The organism is Thalassospira permensis NBRC 106175 (assembly GCF_000714555.1).
GTDB lineage: Bacteria > Pseudomonadota > Alphaproteobacteria > Rhodospirillales > Thalassospiraceae > Thalassospira > Thalassospira xiamenensis.
The window spans coordinates 64,714-82,956 of record NZ_AUNC01000006.1; the positions used below are offsets into that span (position 1 = coordinate 64,714).

14 protein-coding genes are annotated in these 18,243 nt (G+C 55.3%); 9 read left to right on the forward strand and 5 right to left on the reverse strand.

What is annotated here, in order from left to right; all coding sequences use genetic code 11:
- Positions 1-225 precede the first annotated feature (225 nt).
- The 9 genes from SMB34_RS04815 to SMB34_RS04855 all read left to right on the forward strand — a co-directional run bounded on the left by SMB34_RS04815 (position 226) and on the right by SMB34_RS04855 (position 11,434).
- On the forward strand, positions 226-1,521 hold the full coding sequence (locus SMB34_RS04815; protein ID WP_037988044.1) for an N-acetylmuramoyl-L-alanine amidase: 1,296 nt from the start codon (positions 226-228) through the stop codon (positions 1,519-1,521).
- Between the two features lie 276 nt (positions 1,522-1,797).
- Positions 1,798-4,227: a penicillin-binding protein 1A gene (locus tag SMB34_RS04820; protein ID WP_037988096.1), complete on the forward strand. Its 2,430-nt coding sequence runs from the start codon at positions 1,798-1,800 to the stop codon at positions 4,225-4,227.
- 213 nt (positions 4,228-4,440) lie between these two features.
- On the forward strand, positions 4,441-6,024 hold the full coding sequence (locus SMB34_RS04825) for an alkaline phosphatase D family protein (RefSeq protein ID WP_037988045.1): 1,584 nt from the start codon (positions 4,441-4,443) through the stop codon (positions 6,022-6,024).
- 170 nt (positions 6,025-6,194) lie between these two features.
- Positions 6,195-7,323 (forward strand): peptide chain release factor 2 gene (prfB, locus tag SMB34_RS04830; protein ID WP_139328243.1). Its coding sequence is split into 2 segments (ribosomal slippage): positions 6,195-6,263 and positions 6,265-7,323, totalling 1,128 coding nucleotides; the frame shifts between segments, so codons are not numbered across the junction.
- Between the two features lie 243 nt (positions 7,324-7,566).
- Complete coding sequence (locus SMB34_RS04835; protein WP_007090275.1) at positions 7,567-7,818, forward strand: hypothetical protein; 252 nt, start codon at positions 7,567-7,569, stop codon at positions 7,816-7,818.
- Positions 7,819-7,974: 156 nt separating this feature from the next.
- Positions 7,975-8,577, forward strand: coding sequence for a nucleoside deaminase (locus SMB34_RS04840; RefSeq protein ID WP_037988046.1), 603 nt, complete (start codon positions 7,975-7,977; stop codon positions 8,575-8,577).
- A gap of 82 nt (positions 8,578-8,659) precedes the next feature.
- Positions 8,660-10,189: a DNA-3-methyladenine glycosylase 2 family protein gene (locus SMB34_RS04845; protein ID WP_037988048.1), complete on the forward strand. Its 1,530-nt coding sequence runs from the start codon at positions 8,660-8,662 to the stop codon at positions 10,187-10,189.
- Positions 10,186-10,713, forward strand: coding sequence for a methylated-DNA--[protein]-cysteine S-methyltransferase (locus SMB34_RS04850; protein ID WP_051682130.1), 528 nt, complete (start codon positions 10,186-10,188; stop codon positions 10,711-10,713). Before SMB34_RS04845 ends, SMB34_RS04850 begins: the two co-directional genes overlap by 4 nt.
- 85 nt (positions 10,714-10,798) lie before the next feature.
- On the forward strand, positions 10,799-11,434 hold the full coding sequence (locus SMB34_RS04855) for a glutathione S-transferase family protein (RefSeq protein WP_205618036.1): 636 nt from the start codon (positions 10,799-10,801) through the stop codon (positions 11,432-11,434).
- A 72-nt stretch (positions 11,435-11,506) separates the two neighbouring features.
- Here the strand turns inward: SMB34_RS04855 and adhP are convergent, their stop codons facing one another.
- The 5 genes from adhP to SMB34_RS04880 form a co-directional block, all read right to left on the reverse strand.
- Positions 11,507-12,529, reverse strand: a complete 1,023-nt coding sequence (adhP, locus tag SMB34_RS04860) for an alcohol dehydrogenase AdhP (protein ID WP_007090270.1) — start codon at positions 12,527-12,529, stop codon at positions 11,507-11,509.
- 140 nt (positions 12,530-12,669) lie between these two features.
- Complete coding sequence (locus SMB34_RS04865; protein ID WP_037988101.1) at positions 12,670-13,488, reverse strand: ferritin-like domain-containing protein; 819 nt, start codon at positions 13,486-13,488, stop codon at positions 12,670-12,672.
- Between the two features lie 144 nt (positions 13,489-13,632).
- Complete coding sequence (locus SMB34_RS04870) at positions 13,633-14,403, reverse strand: response regulator (protein ID WP_037988051.1); 771 nt, start codon at positions 14,401-14,403, stop codon at positions 13,633-13,635.
- A 241-nt stretch (positions 14,404-14,644) separates the two neighbouring features.
- Positions 14,645-15,109 carry a thioredoxin-dependent thiol peroxidase gene (bcp, locus tag SMB34_RS04875; protein WP_037988052.1) on the reverse strand — a complete coding sequence of 155 codons (465 nt, stop codon included), beginning with the start codon at positions 15,107-15,109 and terminating at the stop codon, positions 14,645-14,647.
- A 130-nt stretch (positions 15,110-15,239) separates the two neighbouring features.
- Entirely contained in the window at positions 15,240-18,209 is a 2,970-nt protein-coding gene (locus tag SMB34_RS04880; protein WP_037988055.1) for a bifunctional [glutamine synthetase] adenylyltransferase/[glutamine synthetase]-adenylyl-L-tyrosine phosphorylase, read from the reverse strand.
- Positions 18,210-18,243: the final 34 nt, after the last annotated feature.

Here is an 18,243-nt window from a genome sequence, read left to right on the forward strand (position 1 = left end):
CGAAGTTTTTCGCCCGATTGCGCCAATCACGGATGCCTTCTGCCAAATCCATGATCCTGCAATGTTTTTACCGTTTACATTAATGTAATGGACATCGAAACGAAGAATGTTGTTCGCGTCGCGTGTTTCACGGGCAGTCAATTGCCCGTTAACCAACGCATTGTTATAAACGCAGACAACCAGTCTAAAATTACTCCGCATTCTCAGGATAAACGCAGCAGGACGATGGTATCAGTTCAAACGGGTTCGCAGGTGAATGCGACGGCAGAAACGCTGTTCTTGGTCGGGCAAAAACCGGCCCGGATTGTTGCTGCACTCTGTTTGTCGCTTTTTCTGGCGATGATGATCTGTGTCGGCGGTTCTGCCACGGTAAATGCGCAGGAAACCAAGGTTCTTGGCGCGCGCCTTGGCGTTTATCCCGACTATACCCGCTTTGTCATTGATCTCGATCGCAGTGTCGAGTTCAGCTACTTTCTGCTGCCCGATCCATATCGCGTCATCATCGACATGCCCGAAATCGAATGGACCGCCCCCCCGGGCAAGGTAACGTCGGGCGGGGGCCTGATTTCGGGATTGCGTTACGGCCTGTTCAAACCTGGCACCTTCCGTGTGGTTCTTGACGTTGCCGAACCGGCACTTGTTTCAAAAATCTTCACGCTGCCTGCATCCGATGGCAAGCCCCATCGTCTTGTCGTTGATCTGTCGCCCGCCAAGCGTGATGCCTTTATGGCGGCATCACGCGAAAGCATGGTCGCCTATTCCGCACGCAGCCGCAACGACACCAGTGCCACCGAACAAAGTGCCGATGTTGCGGTTGAGTCCGGGCGTGGTGGTTCGGAAAAGCCGCTGATTGCGATTGATGCGGGTCACGGCGGGGTTGATCCCGGCGCAATCGGGGTTGGCGGGGTCTATGAAAAGGACCTGACACTTGCCGCCGCCCGCGAAGTTGAAAAGGTTCTGACCGATTCCGGTCGGTATCGTGTGCTTCTGACACGCGACAAGGACGTGTTCCTGAAATTGCGCCAGCGAACCGAAATCGCGCGTAAAAACGGGGCCGATCTGTTTATTTCGCTGCACGCAGACTCGATTGGCAATTCCAAGCATCGCGGTGCATCGGTCTATACCCTGTCTGAAAACGCATCGGACAAAGAAGCCGCGGCACTGGCGTCAAAGGAAAACAAGGCCGACGTGATTGCCGGTATTGACCTGTCGGAAGAAAACTCGCTGGTGCAAAGCATCCTGATCGATCTGGCACAGCGCGAAACCATGAACCTGTCGGCGACCCTTGCGGCCAATATGGTCACCGAACTGGGCAAAAGCATCGAACTGCAACGCCGGACCCATCGGTTCGCGGGCTTTGCCGTGCTCAAGGCCCCTGATATCCCCTCAGCCCTGTTTGAAATGGGCTATTTATCGAACGCGACGGATGCCAAGCTGTTGCAAAGCCCGGCACATCGGCGCAAGGTCGCCGAAGCTATACTGCGTGCCATCGATATCTATTTCGAAAAACATAAATTCTAGGCCGGGTTCAACGGCTTCGTCCCCGGATTTCGAAAAGCATATTGGCAATTTGCATAACTTTTCCGTGCAATGGAATTTCCGACTCTCGCTTTGATGGGGCGGTAGGGCTATAATCTTTGCCCGGTCGGAACAGAAAATACGGTGGCCGTGCGCAGTGTCACAACGCCGTCACTTTTTTGCCGCTATGATAAGGCTGATTGCAATTCTCCGAAAGGTGCGCTTTGGTGCGCGCCAAACCGGATCAGGCCAAAACAGCAAAATGATAAAGACCTGTTTATGCGTATTTTACTAAGTATTTTTGGTGTGCTTTTCCTGATGGCAATTGCCGGCGGGATCGGCGTTCTGGCGATCTTCTGGCATTTCGGTCAGGACTTGCCCGATTACACCCAGCTTGAAAACTACGAACCCGAAGTCATGACACGCGTCCATGCCAGTGACGGGGCATTGATCGCCGAATATGCGCGTGAAAAACGCGTTTTCGTGCCGATCACCTCGATCCCGCATGTTGTTGTCGATGCGTTTGTCGCGGCCGAGGATAAAAACTTTTTCAGCCATCCGGGCATCGATTTCGCATCCGTGCTGCGCGCAGCCGTGACCAACGTTGTCAATATGGGCACGGGTAAGCGTCCGGTCGGTGCATCGACCATCACCCAGCAGGTTGCCAAAAACTTCCTTCTGACCAGCGAAGTTTCCTATGAACGCAAGGTCAAGGAAGCAATCCTTTCCTTCCGGATCGAGCGTGCCTTTTCCAAGGAACATATCCTTGAACTGTATCTGAACGAGATTTATCTCGGTAATGGCAGCTATGGTGTTGCGGCGGCGGCCCTGCGGTATTTCGATAAGTCTCTTGATGAAATCAATATCGAGGAAGCGGCCTATCTTGCCGCCCTGCCAAAGGCACCGTCGAATTATCATCCGGTCCGCAATCATGACGAAGCCAAAGCGCGTCGTAACTGGGTGATTGGCCGGATGCTCGAAGAAAAATTCATCACCGAGGCCGAAGCCCAGAACGCGTGGGCAAGCCCGCTGATTGCCAAGGAACGCCAGTCTGTCGATACCTATCGTGCTGATTTCTTCGCCGAGGAAGTCCGCCGCCAGCTGGTCGACCGTTACGGCGAAAACATGCTTTATGATGGCGGGCTGTCGGTCCGCTCGACGGTTGATCCGCGCCTGCAGACCATTGCCGATCAGGCGCTGGTCGAAGGGCTTGTGGAATATGACCGTCGTCATGGCTGGCGCGGTCCGATCACCAATATCGATCTGGCCGATGACTGGCAGCAGAAACTGCGCGAAGTCGAAACACCCAATGATTTGCCATGGGACAAGGCCGTTGTTCTGCGTGTCAGTGCCGAAGAAGCAACCCTTGGCCTTCTGTCGGGCAAGCAGGGCCGCATTCCGCTTCGCTTCCTGACATGGGCGCGTCCGTGGAAAGAAGGCCAGAAGCTTGGTGCTGCGGTCAACAGCCCATCAGATGTTCTGTCGCCGGGTGATGTGATCTATGTGCGGCATTTTGCGGAACTTGATGGCGAAGAACTGCCGCCCAATACCTATGGCCTGCGCCAGATTCCTGCGGTCAATGGGGCGCTTGTCGCGATGGACCCGCATACCGGGCGTGTTTTGGCAATGTCGGGCGGTTTTTCGCATGACATGTCGAAATTCAACCGCGCGACCCAGGCCCGTCGTCAGCCCGGTTCTGCCTTCAAACCGTTTGTTTACCTGGCCGCCCTTGACCAGGGCTTTACCCCGTCGACCCTGGTGCTGGATGCGCCATTCGTGATTGATCAGGGGCCGGGGCTTGGTAAATGGAAGCCGGGCAACTATAGCGGCAAGTTCTATGGTCCTTCGACCATGCGTCTGGGGATCGAACTGTCGCGTAACCTGATGACGGTACGTCTGGCCCAGACCATCGGCATGGACAAGGTTGCCGATTACGCGCAACGTTTCGGTGTTGTCGATGATATGCCACAGGTTCTTTCTATGGCGCTTGGTGCGGCGGAAACCACCGTCATGCGCATGACGGCGGCCTATGCGCAATTTGTCAATGGCGGCAAGAAAATCACCCCGACCCTGATTGACCGCATTCAGAACCGTCGCGGTGAAGTGATCTATCGTCGTGACGAACGCCAGTGTGCGGAATGTCAGGATGTCGATTTCCGCAATCAGATGCCCCCTGAACTGCCCGATACCCGCGAACAGCTTACCGACCCGGCAAGCGCGTTCCAGATGGTATCGATGCTTGAAGGTGTGGTTGAACGCGGAACCGGTCGTCGCATTCGCGAACTCGGTTATCCGCTGGCGGGTAAAACCGGCACCACGAACGATAGCCGCGATGCATGGTTTGTCGGCTTTTCGCCCGACCTTGCGGTTGGTGTTTATGTCGGCTTTGACGATAACCGCTCGCTTGGCGATCAGGAGCAGGGGGCAAGTGCCGCGGCCCCGATCTTCAAACAGTTCATGGGCGATGCATTAAAGGGCACAAAGGCCGTGCCATTCCGTACACCGCCGGGCATTCGCATGGTGCGCGTTGAAGCCCGTTCCGGCCTTCCGGCCCGCCCGGGGGATCAGAATGTGATCTGGGAAGCCTTCAAACCCGGCACCATTCCGTCATCGAATGACAACGTCATTGATGGTGGCGATGCCGGTTACAGCGGCGTCGGTGCCGAAGGCAATACCGGCGGCGTTTCAAGCCCGGGTGGCATTTACTGATCTTTGCCGCGCTTTTGCGGGAATGTTTAAGGGGCCGGATGCAATCGCATCCGGTCTTTTTCATTTGAAAACGAGGCGGGGCTGCAAACGTCGTATTGCGCGCGCCAGTGTCATCAAATGTTGATAAAACCATCAAGAGGCCGCAACGGTCCTGTCATTTGAATTTGTCATACTCTTCAAGGTGTTACTTCAAATTTTGAAGGGGTTCTTTCAATGTCTTTTCGTCTTTCCCGCCGAAAATTCCTGACCACGACCGCCTCTGTAACCGCCACGGCCGGTGCGGCATCGGCGATGGGTGGATTTTTCATGCCGTCCATTTCGCGTGCGGCAGATCGTCCAATGATCACCCATGGGGTGCAAAGTGGTGACGTCACCGCCAATTCCGCCTGTATCTGGGGCCGTGCGGACCGTGCGTCACGGATGATTACCGAAATCGCCACAACGGAAAACTTTTCACGATCCGTCAGAATTCCGCATGTCGATGTTCTGCCGGAACGTGATTTTGCCGGCAAGCTTGCCCTGAATGATCTCCCGGCCGGGCAGGACGTGTTTTATAAAATCCATTTCGAAAATCTTGATGATGGACGGGCATCGTCCGAACCGGTGATCGGTCATTTCCGCACCGCACCGGCGGCAAAACGCAATATCCGGTTTGGCTGGTCGGGCGATACGGCCGGGCAGGGCTGGGGCATTGACGAGGATCGCGGCGGCATGAAAACCTATGCCACGATCACAAAACACAACCCGGATTTCTTCATCCATTCCGGCGATACCATCTATGCCGATGGCCCGTTTGCCGAACAGGCAAAAATGCCCGATGGCGATATCTGGACAAACATCACGACCGAGGATACCGGCAAGGTCGCCGAAACCCTTGCCGAGTTTCGCGGCAATTACAAATACAACATGCTTGATAAGAATGTCCGCGAATTTAACCGCCTGATCCCGGTCTATTACCAGTGGGACGACCACGAAGTGACCAACAACTGGTATCCCGGTGAAATGCTGACCGGGGATGATCGTTACAGCGAAAAATCGGTATCCCTATTGGCGGCACGTGCCAACCGGGCATTTCGTGAAATGCTGCCAATCACCGAACATGCATCCGAACCGGGGCGGGTATATCGCAAGGTGTCCTATGGTCCGTCGCTTGAGATATTCTTCCTTGATATGCGCACCTACCGGGCTGCTAACGATGCCAATAACAGCGCGGAACCCAATGACAAGACCACCTTCCTTGGCCGGGAGCAGATCGAATGGCTTAAACGCAGCCTGCTGAATTCCAAGGCAACCTGGAAAGTTATTGCTGCGGATATGCCAATTGGCATGATTGTCTATGATGACTGGAAAAACAAAAGCACCTTTGAAAATCTGGCCAATGGTGATGGTGCACCGGCCGGGCGCGAACTTGAAATTGTTGAATTGCTGCGTTTCATCAAATCGGCGCGTATTCGCAACACCGTCTGGCTGACAGCGGATGTGCATTACACAGCGGCCCATTACTATGATCCGAACAAGGCCCGGTTCCAGGATTTCGATCCGTTCTGGGAGTTCGTTTCCGGCCCGCTGCATGCCGGAACGTTTGGCCCCAATGACATGGATAATACATTCGGTCCGCAGGTGATGTTTACCAAACATCCAACTGAGGAACAGGGCGTTAATCTGCCGCCATCCTTTGGCCTGCAATTCTTTGGCCTTGTCGATATCGACGCCGAAAACGAACAGTTCCGCGTGTCGCTTCGTGATGTGGCCGACGAAGAACTCTATACCGTGACGCTTGATCCGGTTTACAGCTGACCCACGCAATACCCCTTTAAACCCGGCGCATTTGATGTGCCGGGTTTTTCCATGCCTGCCGTGCGTCCCCGCGGGGGTTTCAATCGGGGCAAAAACTGCTATAAGCGCCGCCGAAGTTGCTGCGATCCTTCGCGGCCTTACAGAATTTCATATGAATAACGGAGACATCAATGCGCGCCGAAGCACAGGCATTGGTCGATGAAATCAAGCAGTCGATGGCACTGCTGAGGAGGCATCTTTGACTGGGATAACGCTCTTAGACGCCTCGACGAACTGAACGCGCTGGCCGAAGATCCCACATTGTGGGACAAGCCGGAAAACGCGCAGAAAGTCATGCAGGAACGCACCCGGCTTGACGACGCCATCAATGGTTACAAGGCCCTTGCCCAGGAACTCGAAGACAATATCGGTCTGATCGAACTTGGCGAAGCCGAAGGTGACGCCGATACCGTTGCCGAGGCCGAGCAGGGCCTGCGCGATATTCGCGAAATCGCTGCCAAGCGTGAACTTGAAAGCCTGCTTTCGGGCGAGGCGGATGCCAATGACGCCTATCTCGAAATCCACGCCGGTGCCGGCGGGACCGAGGCACAGGACTGGGCCAGCATGCTGGCGCGCATGTATGTGCGCTGGGCGGAGTCCAAGGGCTACAAGCTTGAAATGCTCGAAGAAAGCGATGGCGAGGAAGCCGGCATCAAATCGGTGACCTATAAAGTCACCGGTCACAATGCCTATGGCTGGCTAAAAAACGAGGTCGGCGTACACCGTCTGGTGCGTATTTCGCCCTATGACAGTGCCGCGCGCCGCCATACCAGCTTCTCGTCCTGCTGGGTCTATCCGGTGATTGATGACGACATCAATATCGAGGTGCTCGACAAGGACCTTCGGATTGATACCTACCGCGCATCGGGTGCCGGTGGTCAGCACGTTAACAGAACGGACTCGGCCGTGCGTATCACGCATATTCCGACCGGTATCGTCGCCCAGTGCCAGAACGACCGTTCACAGCACAAAAACCGCGATACCGCGATGAAGATGCTCAAAGCCCGCCTGTACGAGGCCGAACTTCAGAAACGCGAAGCCGAAGCCCAGGCGCTTGAGGATACCAAATCCGATATCGGCTGGGGCCATCAGATCCGCTCCTACGTGTTGCAGCCCTATCAGATGATCAAGGACCTGCGCACCGGTGTCGAAACATCCGACACCCAGGGCGTTCTGAACGGCGATCTTGATGCCTTCATGGCCGCCGCCCTGGCCGCCAAGGTCACCGGTTCCGCTGGCGAAGTCGAAGACATCGATTGATCCAAACCGGATTGCCACACAAAACACCCCGCACAGGAAAACTGGCGGGGTGTTTTTATGCAAAAGGGCCGTCGATTGCCCGTAAAAATCCCGCTTCTGTCATAGTCTCGCCTGATATGTGTGGCAGTGTGTTGCCGATAAGCAAAATCCGTTGAAAAACGAAAGGGCCAAGTCTTTGAAAAATAGGGTCTCGGCGGGTTTTGCATCTTGAGTAAACGTCTATCAGTCAGGTGAAGTCCAAAAATGCCGCGTCAGTCCCATGGCCAGGTCGCTGTTGGCGACCAGTTCAAACTTGCCACCCCGAATGGTCCCATTTTCGAGGTCATCAAAATCCGCGAAATGAGACCGGTTGATCATGCCCTGATCACCAAGGTTCGGGATCGAAAATCGCCGACGCTTATCGCGGTTACGACCTTGCTGGACCCGGATTTCTATCGCCCTGTTCCCGCCGATCAGCGTTACGAAGACATCAATGATGGCATCCTGCGTGGTTAGGAAACCATCCGGTTCCTGCCGCTATCAATATGCCGCACATAGTGTTTCTCCCGTCCGGTCACAAAACCTGCAATAAATTCTGTTGGCAGGGCGGTTCATTGACGATGAAATGAAAGCCATCAAAAAGCATCAAACATTTCATCGGGAACCGCCCTTATGCCACGCGACGACAGAAACGCCCTTCTTGCCACCCTGTTTGCCACACTTGAAAACGATATCCTGCCTAAAACCCGCATGGGTGTCGCCGCCGGTAACAAGATTTTCGGGGCGGCCCTGTTGCGCAAATCCGATCATTCGCTGGTGCTGGCCGAAACCAATAATGAGATGGAAAACCCGCTTTGGCATGGTGAAGTCCATTGTCTTAAACGTTTTTATGAAATGCCCTCTGATCAGCGTCCGGCGACGTCGGAACTGATTTTTCTTTCCACGCACGAGCCGTGCTCAATGTGCTTATCCGCCATCACCTGGGCCGGGTTTGATAATTTCTATTATTTCTTCAGCCACGAGGATTCCCGCGACGCGTTTGAAATCCCCCATGACCTTAAAATCCTCAAGGAAGTCTTCACCCTTGATGCCGGGGAATACAACAAATCCAACGCATTCTGGGAAAGTCATTCCATGATGGGCATGATCGCCGAACTGCCCGAAGCCGACCGTGCAGCTTGGCTTGAAAAGGCAAAATCGATTGCCGCGCAATATGACGCGCTCTCCGATCAGTATCAGGACGGCAAGGGCGCAAACGATATTCCGCTGAACTGAGATTGCCGGCGTGATCCGGCCCTTTCACGTTTGAGTCCGAATCTGGCGAGTTTTATCTGCGCGATCTGCTAAGCTGCCGGGCATGGAACAGCTCAATGATGATATCTGCTATCACGCATTAAAGGCCCGGGATCGCCGGTTTGACGGTCGGTTTTATACTGCCGTTCTGACCACCGGGATTTTCTGCCGTCCGATATGCCCGGCCGTCACGCCAAAGCGCGTGAATGTGCAATTTTATCCCAGTGCCGAGGCGGCAATTGCCCATGGGTTCCGCCCGTGCCTGCGCTGCCGCCCCGAAGCCGCCCCCGGATCACCGGCCAGTGCCGGGGTTCACGCCACCGTTGCAAGGGCGGTAAGGCTGATCGAGGAAGGGGCCCTTGAAACCGGATCGGTCGAACAGCTTGCCGACCGGCTTGGCGTCGGAGATCGTCATCTGCGCCGTATCTTCAAGGAACATACCGGCGTCACCCCGCAAGACCATGCCAAGGCAAGGCGTCTGCTGCGTGCCCGGCAACTGATTGTCGACAGCAACCTGTCAATGACGGAAATTGCCGATATTGCCGGATTTGGCAGTCTGCGCCGGTTTAACGATGCGATGAAAACCGCCTATGGCCACGCACCAACCGCGTTCCGGCGTGGCATAAAGGCCAAACCCGTGTCAGATAAAAACGATAATGATCCCTTCGCGCCCAAAAGCGACGATCTGATCCTGCGCCTGCGCGCCCGCCAACCCTTTGATGCCGACTACCTTCTGACATTCTTCCGGGCACGCGCCATTCCGGGGCTGGAGGCGGTGGGTGACCGCACCTATGCCCGCGGTTTTCGCATCAATGATGCCGTCGGTCTGATGATATGCCGGTTCGCAACCGATCAGGGCGGGGTGGAAGTCATCCTGCGCGGTCCGGCGCGTGACGCCGTGCTTGAAATTGGGGGGCGGGTGCGGCGGTTGTTTGACCTGGATGCCGATGTACCCTCAATCACGGCGCTGTTTGCCGATGATGAATTGCTGCGCCCGCTGGTCGATAAACGCCCGGGCTTGCGTGTGCCCGGATGCTGGGACCGGTTCGAACTGGCGATCCGGGCGGTACTGGGTCAACAGGTTTCGGTTGCCGCCGCCCGAACACTGGCCGGGCGACTGGTGGCCCGCTTTGGCGAGGTTTTGCCTGAAAACCTGATCGCCGGAACCGGCATCACCCATCTGTTTCCGAAACCCGCCACGCTGCAACAACAGGATTTGATATCAATCGGGCTTACGACCCGACGCGCCCAGACACTTGCCGATATCATCGATCTGTTTGCCGATCCGCAATGTGACCGACAATCGGGCGATGACATCCTGGCGGCAATGACCGCGACCAAGGGGATCGGCCCGTGGACGTTGAATTATTTCGGCCTGCGCGGGCTTGGCGACCCGGATTCCTTCCCGGCGGCTGATCTTGGCATCCTCAAGGCATCGGAAATGGGTGGGGGCCCGGCAAAGCCCAAGCCATTGGAACAACACGCCGAACGCTGGCGTCCGTGGCGTGCCTATGCCGCGCAATATCTGTGGTCGGCACTTGAACAGGAACATGCGCCAAAGCCAAAGCCCCAGCCTCCAAGGAAAGGGAAATGACCATGACAACGCGTATTGACGTTGCCCGCTATCAAAGCCCGATTGGCAAACTCAGCCTTGCGATGGTGGATGGCAAACTGGTGCATCTGGATTTCGAAAACAACGATACCCGCCTGCACACCATCCAGACGCGGCGTTTTAAAAATGTCGACTGGCACGAAGGCGGTGTTGCCCCAAAATCCGTCACCGATTGGCTGGACAGTTATTTTGCCGGTCGCCTCATGCCCTTGCCGATGGATGATGTCCGGATGATCGGCACCGATTTTCAGAAATCGGCTTGGGATGCCCTGATCGCCATACCCAGCGGCGAAAGCCGGTCCTATGCCGGGCAGGCCGATATCCTTGGCAACCCCAAAGCGGTCCGCGCGGTGGCACGTGCCAATGCACTTAACCCGGTTTCGATCATTGTGCCCTGCCACCGGGTCATCGGATCGGACGGGGCTTTGACCGGCTATGCCGGTGGGCTTGATCGCAAACGCTGGCTGCTTGATCACGAGGCGAGGATGGCCCGAAAAGCCGCCTGATCCCCGATAATCCTGAATTTTCCTGAGTAACGACCGGCGGATCATGTGCCGGAACGCTATTTCTTTGCCTGAAAGGTCTCATCTGATGAAGCTTTATGATTATGCCGGATCACAAAACGCGTGGAAGATACGACAGCTTTGCGCCCATCTGGGCCGTGAATACCAAACACAATGGGTTTCGATTTTTGCCGGTGAAAGCCATACCGATGGGTTCTATAAAATGAACCCGGCGGGGTCGGTGCCGGTGCTTGAACTTGATGATGGGCGCTTTATTGCTGAATCCAATGCCATCCTTCTTTATCTGGCGGATGGAACGGATTATTTGCCCTCGGACGCCTTTGAGCGCGCCAAGGTCTGCCAGTGGCTGTTTTTCGAAGCTGACTATGTTCAGGCAACTATCGCAAGCTTGCGATACTGGAATTTGACGGGAAAAAATGACGCCAATCATGCACAGCTACCAAACCGACGTGCTAGCGCCAAAAATGTGCTGGCGATGCTTGACCGTCACTTAAGTCATCAGGATTTCCTCGCAAATTCGCGCTATTCCGTCGCGGATATCGCAGTTTATGCCTACACGCATCTGGCGCATGAAGCCGATCTGGATATGGTGCTTTACGATGGGCTTGCCGCTTGGATTAGGCGGGTGGGCAACATCGTTGGCGATGCGGTGCCGGTGCGTTATTACAGCGAAGATCCGCTAAGCGGGCAGGATTTGAAATAAAATGTGGTGAAATGCCAAAGGGCCGTCTTTTCAGGGCGGCCCTTTGGCTATTTCAGCGATAAATCGGGTTGATCAGATCGACATCACGATACGGCCATCAATGGTTCCGGCCCGCATGCGATCAAAGATCGAATTGATATTTTCCATCGGTTCGGTGGTGAAGTGCGAATGCACCTTGCCATCGCCCGCAAATTCCAATGCTTCCTGAAGGTCGGCACGTGTACCGACGATGGAGCCGCGAATGGTTTTGCGCGACAGGACGGTGTCAAAGATATCAAGCTCGAACTTGCCGGGCGGCAGGCCGCACAATGCCATCGTGCCATGACGGCCCAGCATGCCAACACCTTGCGCAAAGGCGGATTTGGAAACGGCAGTTACCAGAACCCCGTTCGCCCCGCCCATCTGTTTTTGCACTTCGGCAACCACGTCGGTTTCTTTGGCATTCAGAACCCAATCAGCGCCAAGGTCCTTGGCAAGTTTCAGTTTTTCCGGGCTGATATCAACTGCGATCACCTTCATGCCCATGGCCTTGGCATATTGCACGGCCATGTGACCAAGCCCGCCGACACCGGAAATGACAACGGTTTCGCCCGGTTTGCATTCGGTTTCCTTAAGCCCCTTGTAAACCGTGACCCCGGCGCAAAGCACCGGTGCCGCATTGCCAAATTCAAGCGGATCGGGCAGGTGGCCGACATAGTTCGGATCGGCAAGAACATATTCGGCAAACCCGCCATTGACCGAATAACCGGTATTAAGCTGTTCGCCGCAAAGTGTTTCCCAACCGGTAATGCAGTGATGGCAATGCCCGCAGGCCGAATGCAGCCACGGCACACCAACCCGGTCGCCTTCCTTGACCGATGTGACGCCTTCGCCAACTTCTGCAACGATGCCCACACCTTCATGGCCGGGGATAAAGGGCGGGTTCGGCTTGACCGGCCAGTCGCCTTCGGCAGCGTGAAGATCGGTATGGCAAACGCCGGATGCCGTGATCTTTACAAGAATTTTGCCGGGCGTGACTTTGGGGACGGTGACTTCCTCAATCGACAATGGCTTGCCGAATTCCCGCACAACGGCGGCCTTCATGGTAGCAGGCATGCTCATATCCTCCTTGCGGAATGATTTTATGCCCACCGGTAGCGGGCATGCATTAAGCGCGCAGGAAGGGTATAGGATAATATGGTTCTAAACTTTGCGATGTATCAAGGAACGGGATAAAAACCGCATCGGCCCTGCCCCTATTCATCCTCGCCCGGCAGTTCCAGAACATAGTCCTGATAATAATCGGGCGGCATTCCGGCTTCATATCGGGCTTCGTCGTTAAAGGGTGGTTTAAGCGGGCCGCGGAAATGTTTGCGCAGCATGTCATGCCATGTCGTGTAATAGGGCAGGCTGCGCTGATCGCAGACATATTCATAATATTTACGCCCCGCCGCAACATGGGCGATTTCATCATGGGCGATGATTTTAAGGATGCGCGCACTTTCGGTATCCCCATGCGACAGCAACCGTTCGATGGTCGGCGGGGTGGCATCAAGGCCGCGTGCCTCGAACACCATCGGAACGACCGCCAGACGCGGCAGAATGTCATAGGCCGTGTCCATCGATGTTTGCCACAGGCCATCATGGGCAGGCAAATCGCCATAGGCCGCATCCATTTCACCCAGACGTTTGTTGATCATCTTGAAATGACGGGCTTCGTCGTCGGCAACCTGAACCCAGGCATCGTGAAAATGCTTGGGCATGTCGGCTTCGGGAAACCGCACGCAAAGATCCCACGCCAGATCGATGGCATTAAGTTCGATATGGGCCAGTGCATGCAGAAGCCCGATGCGGCCCTGAACGCTGCCTTTTTTGCGTTTGGGCATTTTGTTGGGCGGCAGCAGTTCCGGTTTTGCCGGGCGTCCGGGGCGATCTGGAAGATCGGTTGAACCCACCTCGGTAATCTCGCCATTGCGCCACATCGCCGCCATTTCGGCGGTGACATCGGCTTTTTCCGTGGCATCCGCCGTCAGAAGGGCGCGTTTGGCTGCTTCGGCAAGGGTCAGGCGGGACATGAGGCTTTTCCGGAAAATGAAGGAATATCGGCATTCTGTGCCATGTGCAGGATAACGGGTCAATCCCGGCATGGTGATGGTACGAAAAAGGGCGACCGGAAAAATCACGGTCGCCCTGTCAAACCCGGATATATCGATGATGTCTTAGGTAATGTTGAAGCGCGCCAGTGCTTCGGCCAGATCTTCGCCAAAGGCCGGGCCTTTACGGATGATCGCGGTTCGGCATGGCAGGTCCTGAAGGGACGGGTGGTTCGGGGCATCCGATGTCAGAACCGCGGTCGGAATGCTGCGGGTTTTCGGCATGGCCTGCAACGCACTGGCAACGTCAACACCGCCAAGCTCATCAATGGTTTTGGCAACGATGATGAAATCCGGGCGGGTGCGCACGGCAAGTTCAATCGCCTCAAACGAGCTTTGCGTGACCGAACAGCGATAACCGCAAGCCGCCAGTTCGCGTTCGACAATGGCTGACATGGAACGTTGCGGAATGACCAGAAGGGCTTCGACATTGGTCTTTTTAAGCCAGTTCGGATCAATGTCAGGGGCACGTTTGGACGGCAGTTCGCGCACGAATTCGGCTGAATCGGCACCGCCACCGGACATGTCACCATCCAGCAGTCCCTCGATCTTGTCGATAAAGGCCTGAATATCGGCAATCGCGTCCTCGGTCAGTTCGCGGCATGTCGTGACATAATCTGCAAGACGGTGGCTGGTCAGATTGACCAGCGGCGCGTTAACCGACTTGCCCTTGTATCGAAGATTGAAAATTTCGCGCTGGATCGATGTCAGGATCGCCGGATCGGATTTGCTGCGCGCATTCTGAAGATGCACGCCGATGCTGTTGACGATGTCGTTCGCCTCATCACGGAAATCGGCGAGCATCTGATCGTCGAGATCGATAACATTCTTGTTCATTGTTTTACCCTGCCTTGCCGGTTCCCCGGTCGTTCGCCATACACCAGGAAGTGTAAAAATCGATACACCTTATACTCCCATATCCGGATTCTTAGCCCGACAAACAAGGCAAGGCAACATATTGAATAAGGGTAGGGTTTATTAGGTGCCTGAAAAATATCCGTTTTTAATTGTTATAAAAATGCAAAACCGGCCGGATTCTCATCCGACCGGTCCCTATTCGTAAGACTGGGGCGGTAAATTACAGTGCTTTGACCGCGGCAAGAACCTCTGCCACGTGGTTCTTGACCTTTACCTTGCGCCAGACATTCCGGATCACGCCATCACCATCAATGACAAAGGTGCTGCGCTCGATTCCCATGAATTTTTTGCCATACATGCTTTTTTCGGTCCAGGTGCCGTAATCCTCGCAGGTCGTGCTGTGTTCATCCGATGCAAGAATAAAGTTCAGGTCATGTTTGGCCTTGAACTTGTCGTGACTGTTGGCACTGTCCTTGGAAATACCGATGATCTGGGCGTTGACCGCGCTGAAATCGGGTTCGGCATCGCGGAATTCGCACGATTCCGTCGTGCAACCCGGCGTCATATCCTTGGGATAGAAATAGATCACAACCGGTTTGCCCTTAAGGTCCGATAATTTGACCGAACCGCCGCCGTCGGTCGGCAGGTCGAAATCAGGGGCTTTGTCACCAACATCAAGTGCCATTGTTCTATCCTTGTTCAAAGTTGCACGTCCCTGACCAGCTTCGGAAAGCCATGTCAGGAAGTTTCTCCAGACCGTGCTTGCGAAAATACAAAACCTTATAAGCATTGCAAATTGTTCCGGATCACTCTGCTCATTCCGAACGGGGCGGAAGTTTTTCGGCCGGTTCGGTAATCAGACGATCATAGATCGCCTTGATCCGGCCTGCTGTTTCGTCAAGCTTGGCCTGAAGGGCATCGAAATCATCGCATTGCCCGGCGCGTGCGAGCATACGGCGCAAATCGGTACTGGCATTTGCGGGATCAAACGGCCCTTCGGTCGTCAGGCGCAGCATTGCCTGCAACGCCAGCCAGAATGATCCGGCATTGGCAAGGAAGGTTGCTTCTTCGGCCTCCAGTATCCCGGCGGATGACAGGTTTTTGAAAACCTCGCGCGTGGTGGGCGACAGGATTTCGGGATGGGTATGGGCATGCGCCAGTTGCAGATATTGCGCAATGAATTCCAGATCAACCAACCCGCCGCGCCGCATCTTGATCGCCCAGGGGTGGCTATCCCCCTTGCCGGCATCCATGCGGTTGCGCATGTCATAAACATCGCGCAGAAGATCATCGGGATTGCGCTTTTTCTGCAACACCGAATTGGTGGTTTCCATGACCCTGTCACACAGGGCTTGCGGGCCATAAACCGGACGTAACCGGGTCAGTGCCATATGCTCCCACGTCCATGCTTCGTTAAGCTGATAGGCCTCGAAACTTTTGAAATGGGTGGCAAGTGGTCCCTTGTTGCCGCTGGGGCGCAGGCGAAGGTCGGTTTCAAACAGGACCCCCTCGGCCGTCGGTGCCGATAGGGCGTTGATGTAACGCTGGCTGAGCCGGATGTAATAATGGCCGGGGCTAAGCGGCTTTTCGCCATTTGATTCTTCGGCATCCTCGGGCACTTCATAGACAAAGATCATATCAAGATCGGAACCGGGCGAAAGTTCCTGCCCGCCATGTTTGCCAAGCGCAAAGACCGCAAGCCCGCCATCGTCAAACTTGCCATGCTTTTGCGCAAAATCATCGGCAATGCGCGGGAAAAGCGCGCGAATGGCCACATCGGCGACATCGGCCAATGCCCGGCCTGCCTGATGCGGGGTATGGCGGTTCTGGATGGTTTGCACATCGATGCGGAACTTCTGATCGTTCGCCCAGCGCCGTGCGGTATCAAGCCAGTCTTCGACCATATCCTCGCGCGAAAGAAGGCTGTTGAGTTCCTCAAGCATCGTATCGGCATCGGGCAGTTCGTCGTGGAAGCCCGACATCAGAACATAATCAAGCACCCCGGCATTGCGCCCCAGATATTTGGCCATGCGCGGTGCCGTACCGGCAATCTGCGCCAGAAGCTCAAGCAGTTCCGGATTTGCCGTCAGCAACGAGAAAAGCTGAACGCCAGCAGGCAGCCCTTTGAGGAATTCATCAAAGGCGCGAAACGCCATGTCCGGGTTGGTGGTTTGCGACAATGCCTTCAACAGGGTCGGCATCAGCTCGGTCAGGATTTCACGTGCCCGCCTTGACCGGGTGGCACGATAACGCCCGTGATGCCATCCGCGCACCGTGACCGAAACATTGGTCGGGTTCTCGAACCCCATCTGGCGCAGATTTTCAAGTGTATCAGGGTCGTCTTCGGTTCCGGTAAAGACAAGATTGCCGTCGGATGCGACCAGGGGAATATCATCTTCGAAAAGTTCGGCATAATTGCTTTCGACCTTGCGCAGATGATGCAACAGATCGGCTTTGAAACCATCAAGCGTGGCATAGCCAAGGAAGGTCGCAAGCCCGTGCAGTCCTTCGTCATTGTCGGGCAATGTCTGCGTCTGCTGGTCGTTTGTCATTTGCAAACGATGTTCGACGGTGCGCAAAAACTCATAGGCGACAAGCATTTCGTCGCGAACCTGTTCGGTAATCTGGCCAAATTCGGTCAATTCGCGCAGCGCGTCACAGGTCGCCTTGCAGCGCAGCGCAACCTCGCGCCCGCCCCAGATCAGTTGCTGGGTCTGGGCGAAAAATTCGATCTCGCGAATGCCGCCACGGCCAAGCTTGATATTGTGGCCCGGAATCACGACCTTGCTGCCACCCTTGTGGGCGTTGATCTGGCGTTTGATCGAATGAATGTCCTGAATGGCAAGGAAATCAAGATGCTTGCGCCAGACATAAGGGCGCAATATTTCAAGGAATATATCCCCTGATTTTTTGTCGCCTGCAACGATACGTGCTTTGATCATGGCCGCACGTTCCCAGTTCTGACCAACCGTCTCGTAATAGGTTTCAGCCGCCAGCATCGACAGGATCGGCGGGGTGGATGCCGGATCGGGGCGCAGGCGCAGATCGGTGCGGAAAACATAGCCATCACCGGTGCGTTCTTCCATGATGCGCGTGACATCGCGCACCATCCGTACCAGATCCTGCTGCAAACGGTCCGGGTCGATATAGGTGACGACCTCGTGATCATAAAGGAAGATCAGGTCGATATCGGATGAATAGTTAAGCTCTTTGGCGCCAAGCTTTCCCATGCCAATCGCAAATATCCCGCAATCGCGCAACGGATCATCGGGATGGGGCAGGTCGAATTTGCGCTGTCTGGCCGTTGCCGAAAGGCAATGCGCCAAGGCGAATTCAAGCGTGACCTCGGCTGTGGTGCTAATCGCGCTCGTGATTTTATCAAGCGTCCAGGCCTTGCAGATATCGGCCATTGCAATAACCAAAGCCGCCCGGCGTTTCGCCTTGCGCACTTCGGCCATGGTGTTTGCCTGATCCAGGGCGCTGGCATTGGCACTTTTGCGCACCGGATCAAGGGCGGCGTCAAAGGCAACGTCAAGTCCCTGATCAAAAGTCAGACAGACGATATCGGGATCGCGCAGGCACAGGTTTGTCAGGTACGGGCTATTGCCAAACATTGCCGCCAGAACATCTTTTTTCGGGCTGTTGGCCGCAATGTCGCCAATCTGTTGTGCCAGATGTTCAAAGACGGGACGATCGGCAAGTGCTGACCATCTTTCGAAACCGTTATTGCAGCGATCCGCATCGAAGGGTTTCGGCAGATCAGGTGTAATCCAGGAAAGAGACACTTTTTGCTTTCCTTGTGTTGCTCTTGTTATTGCT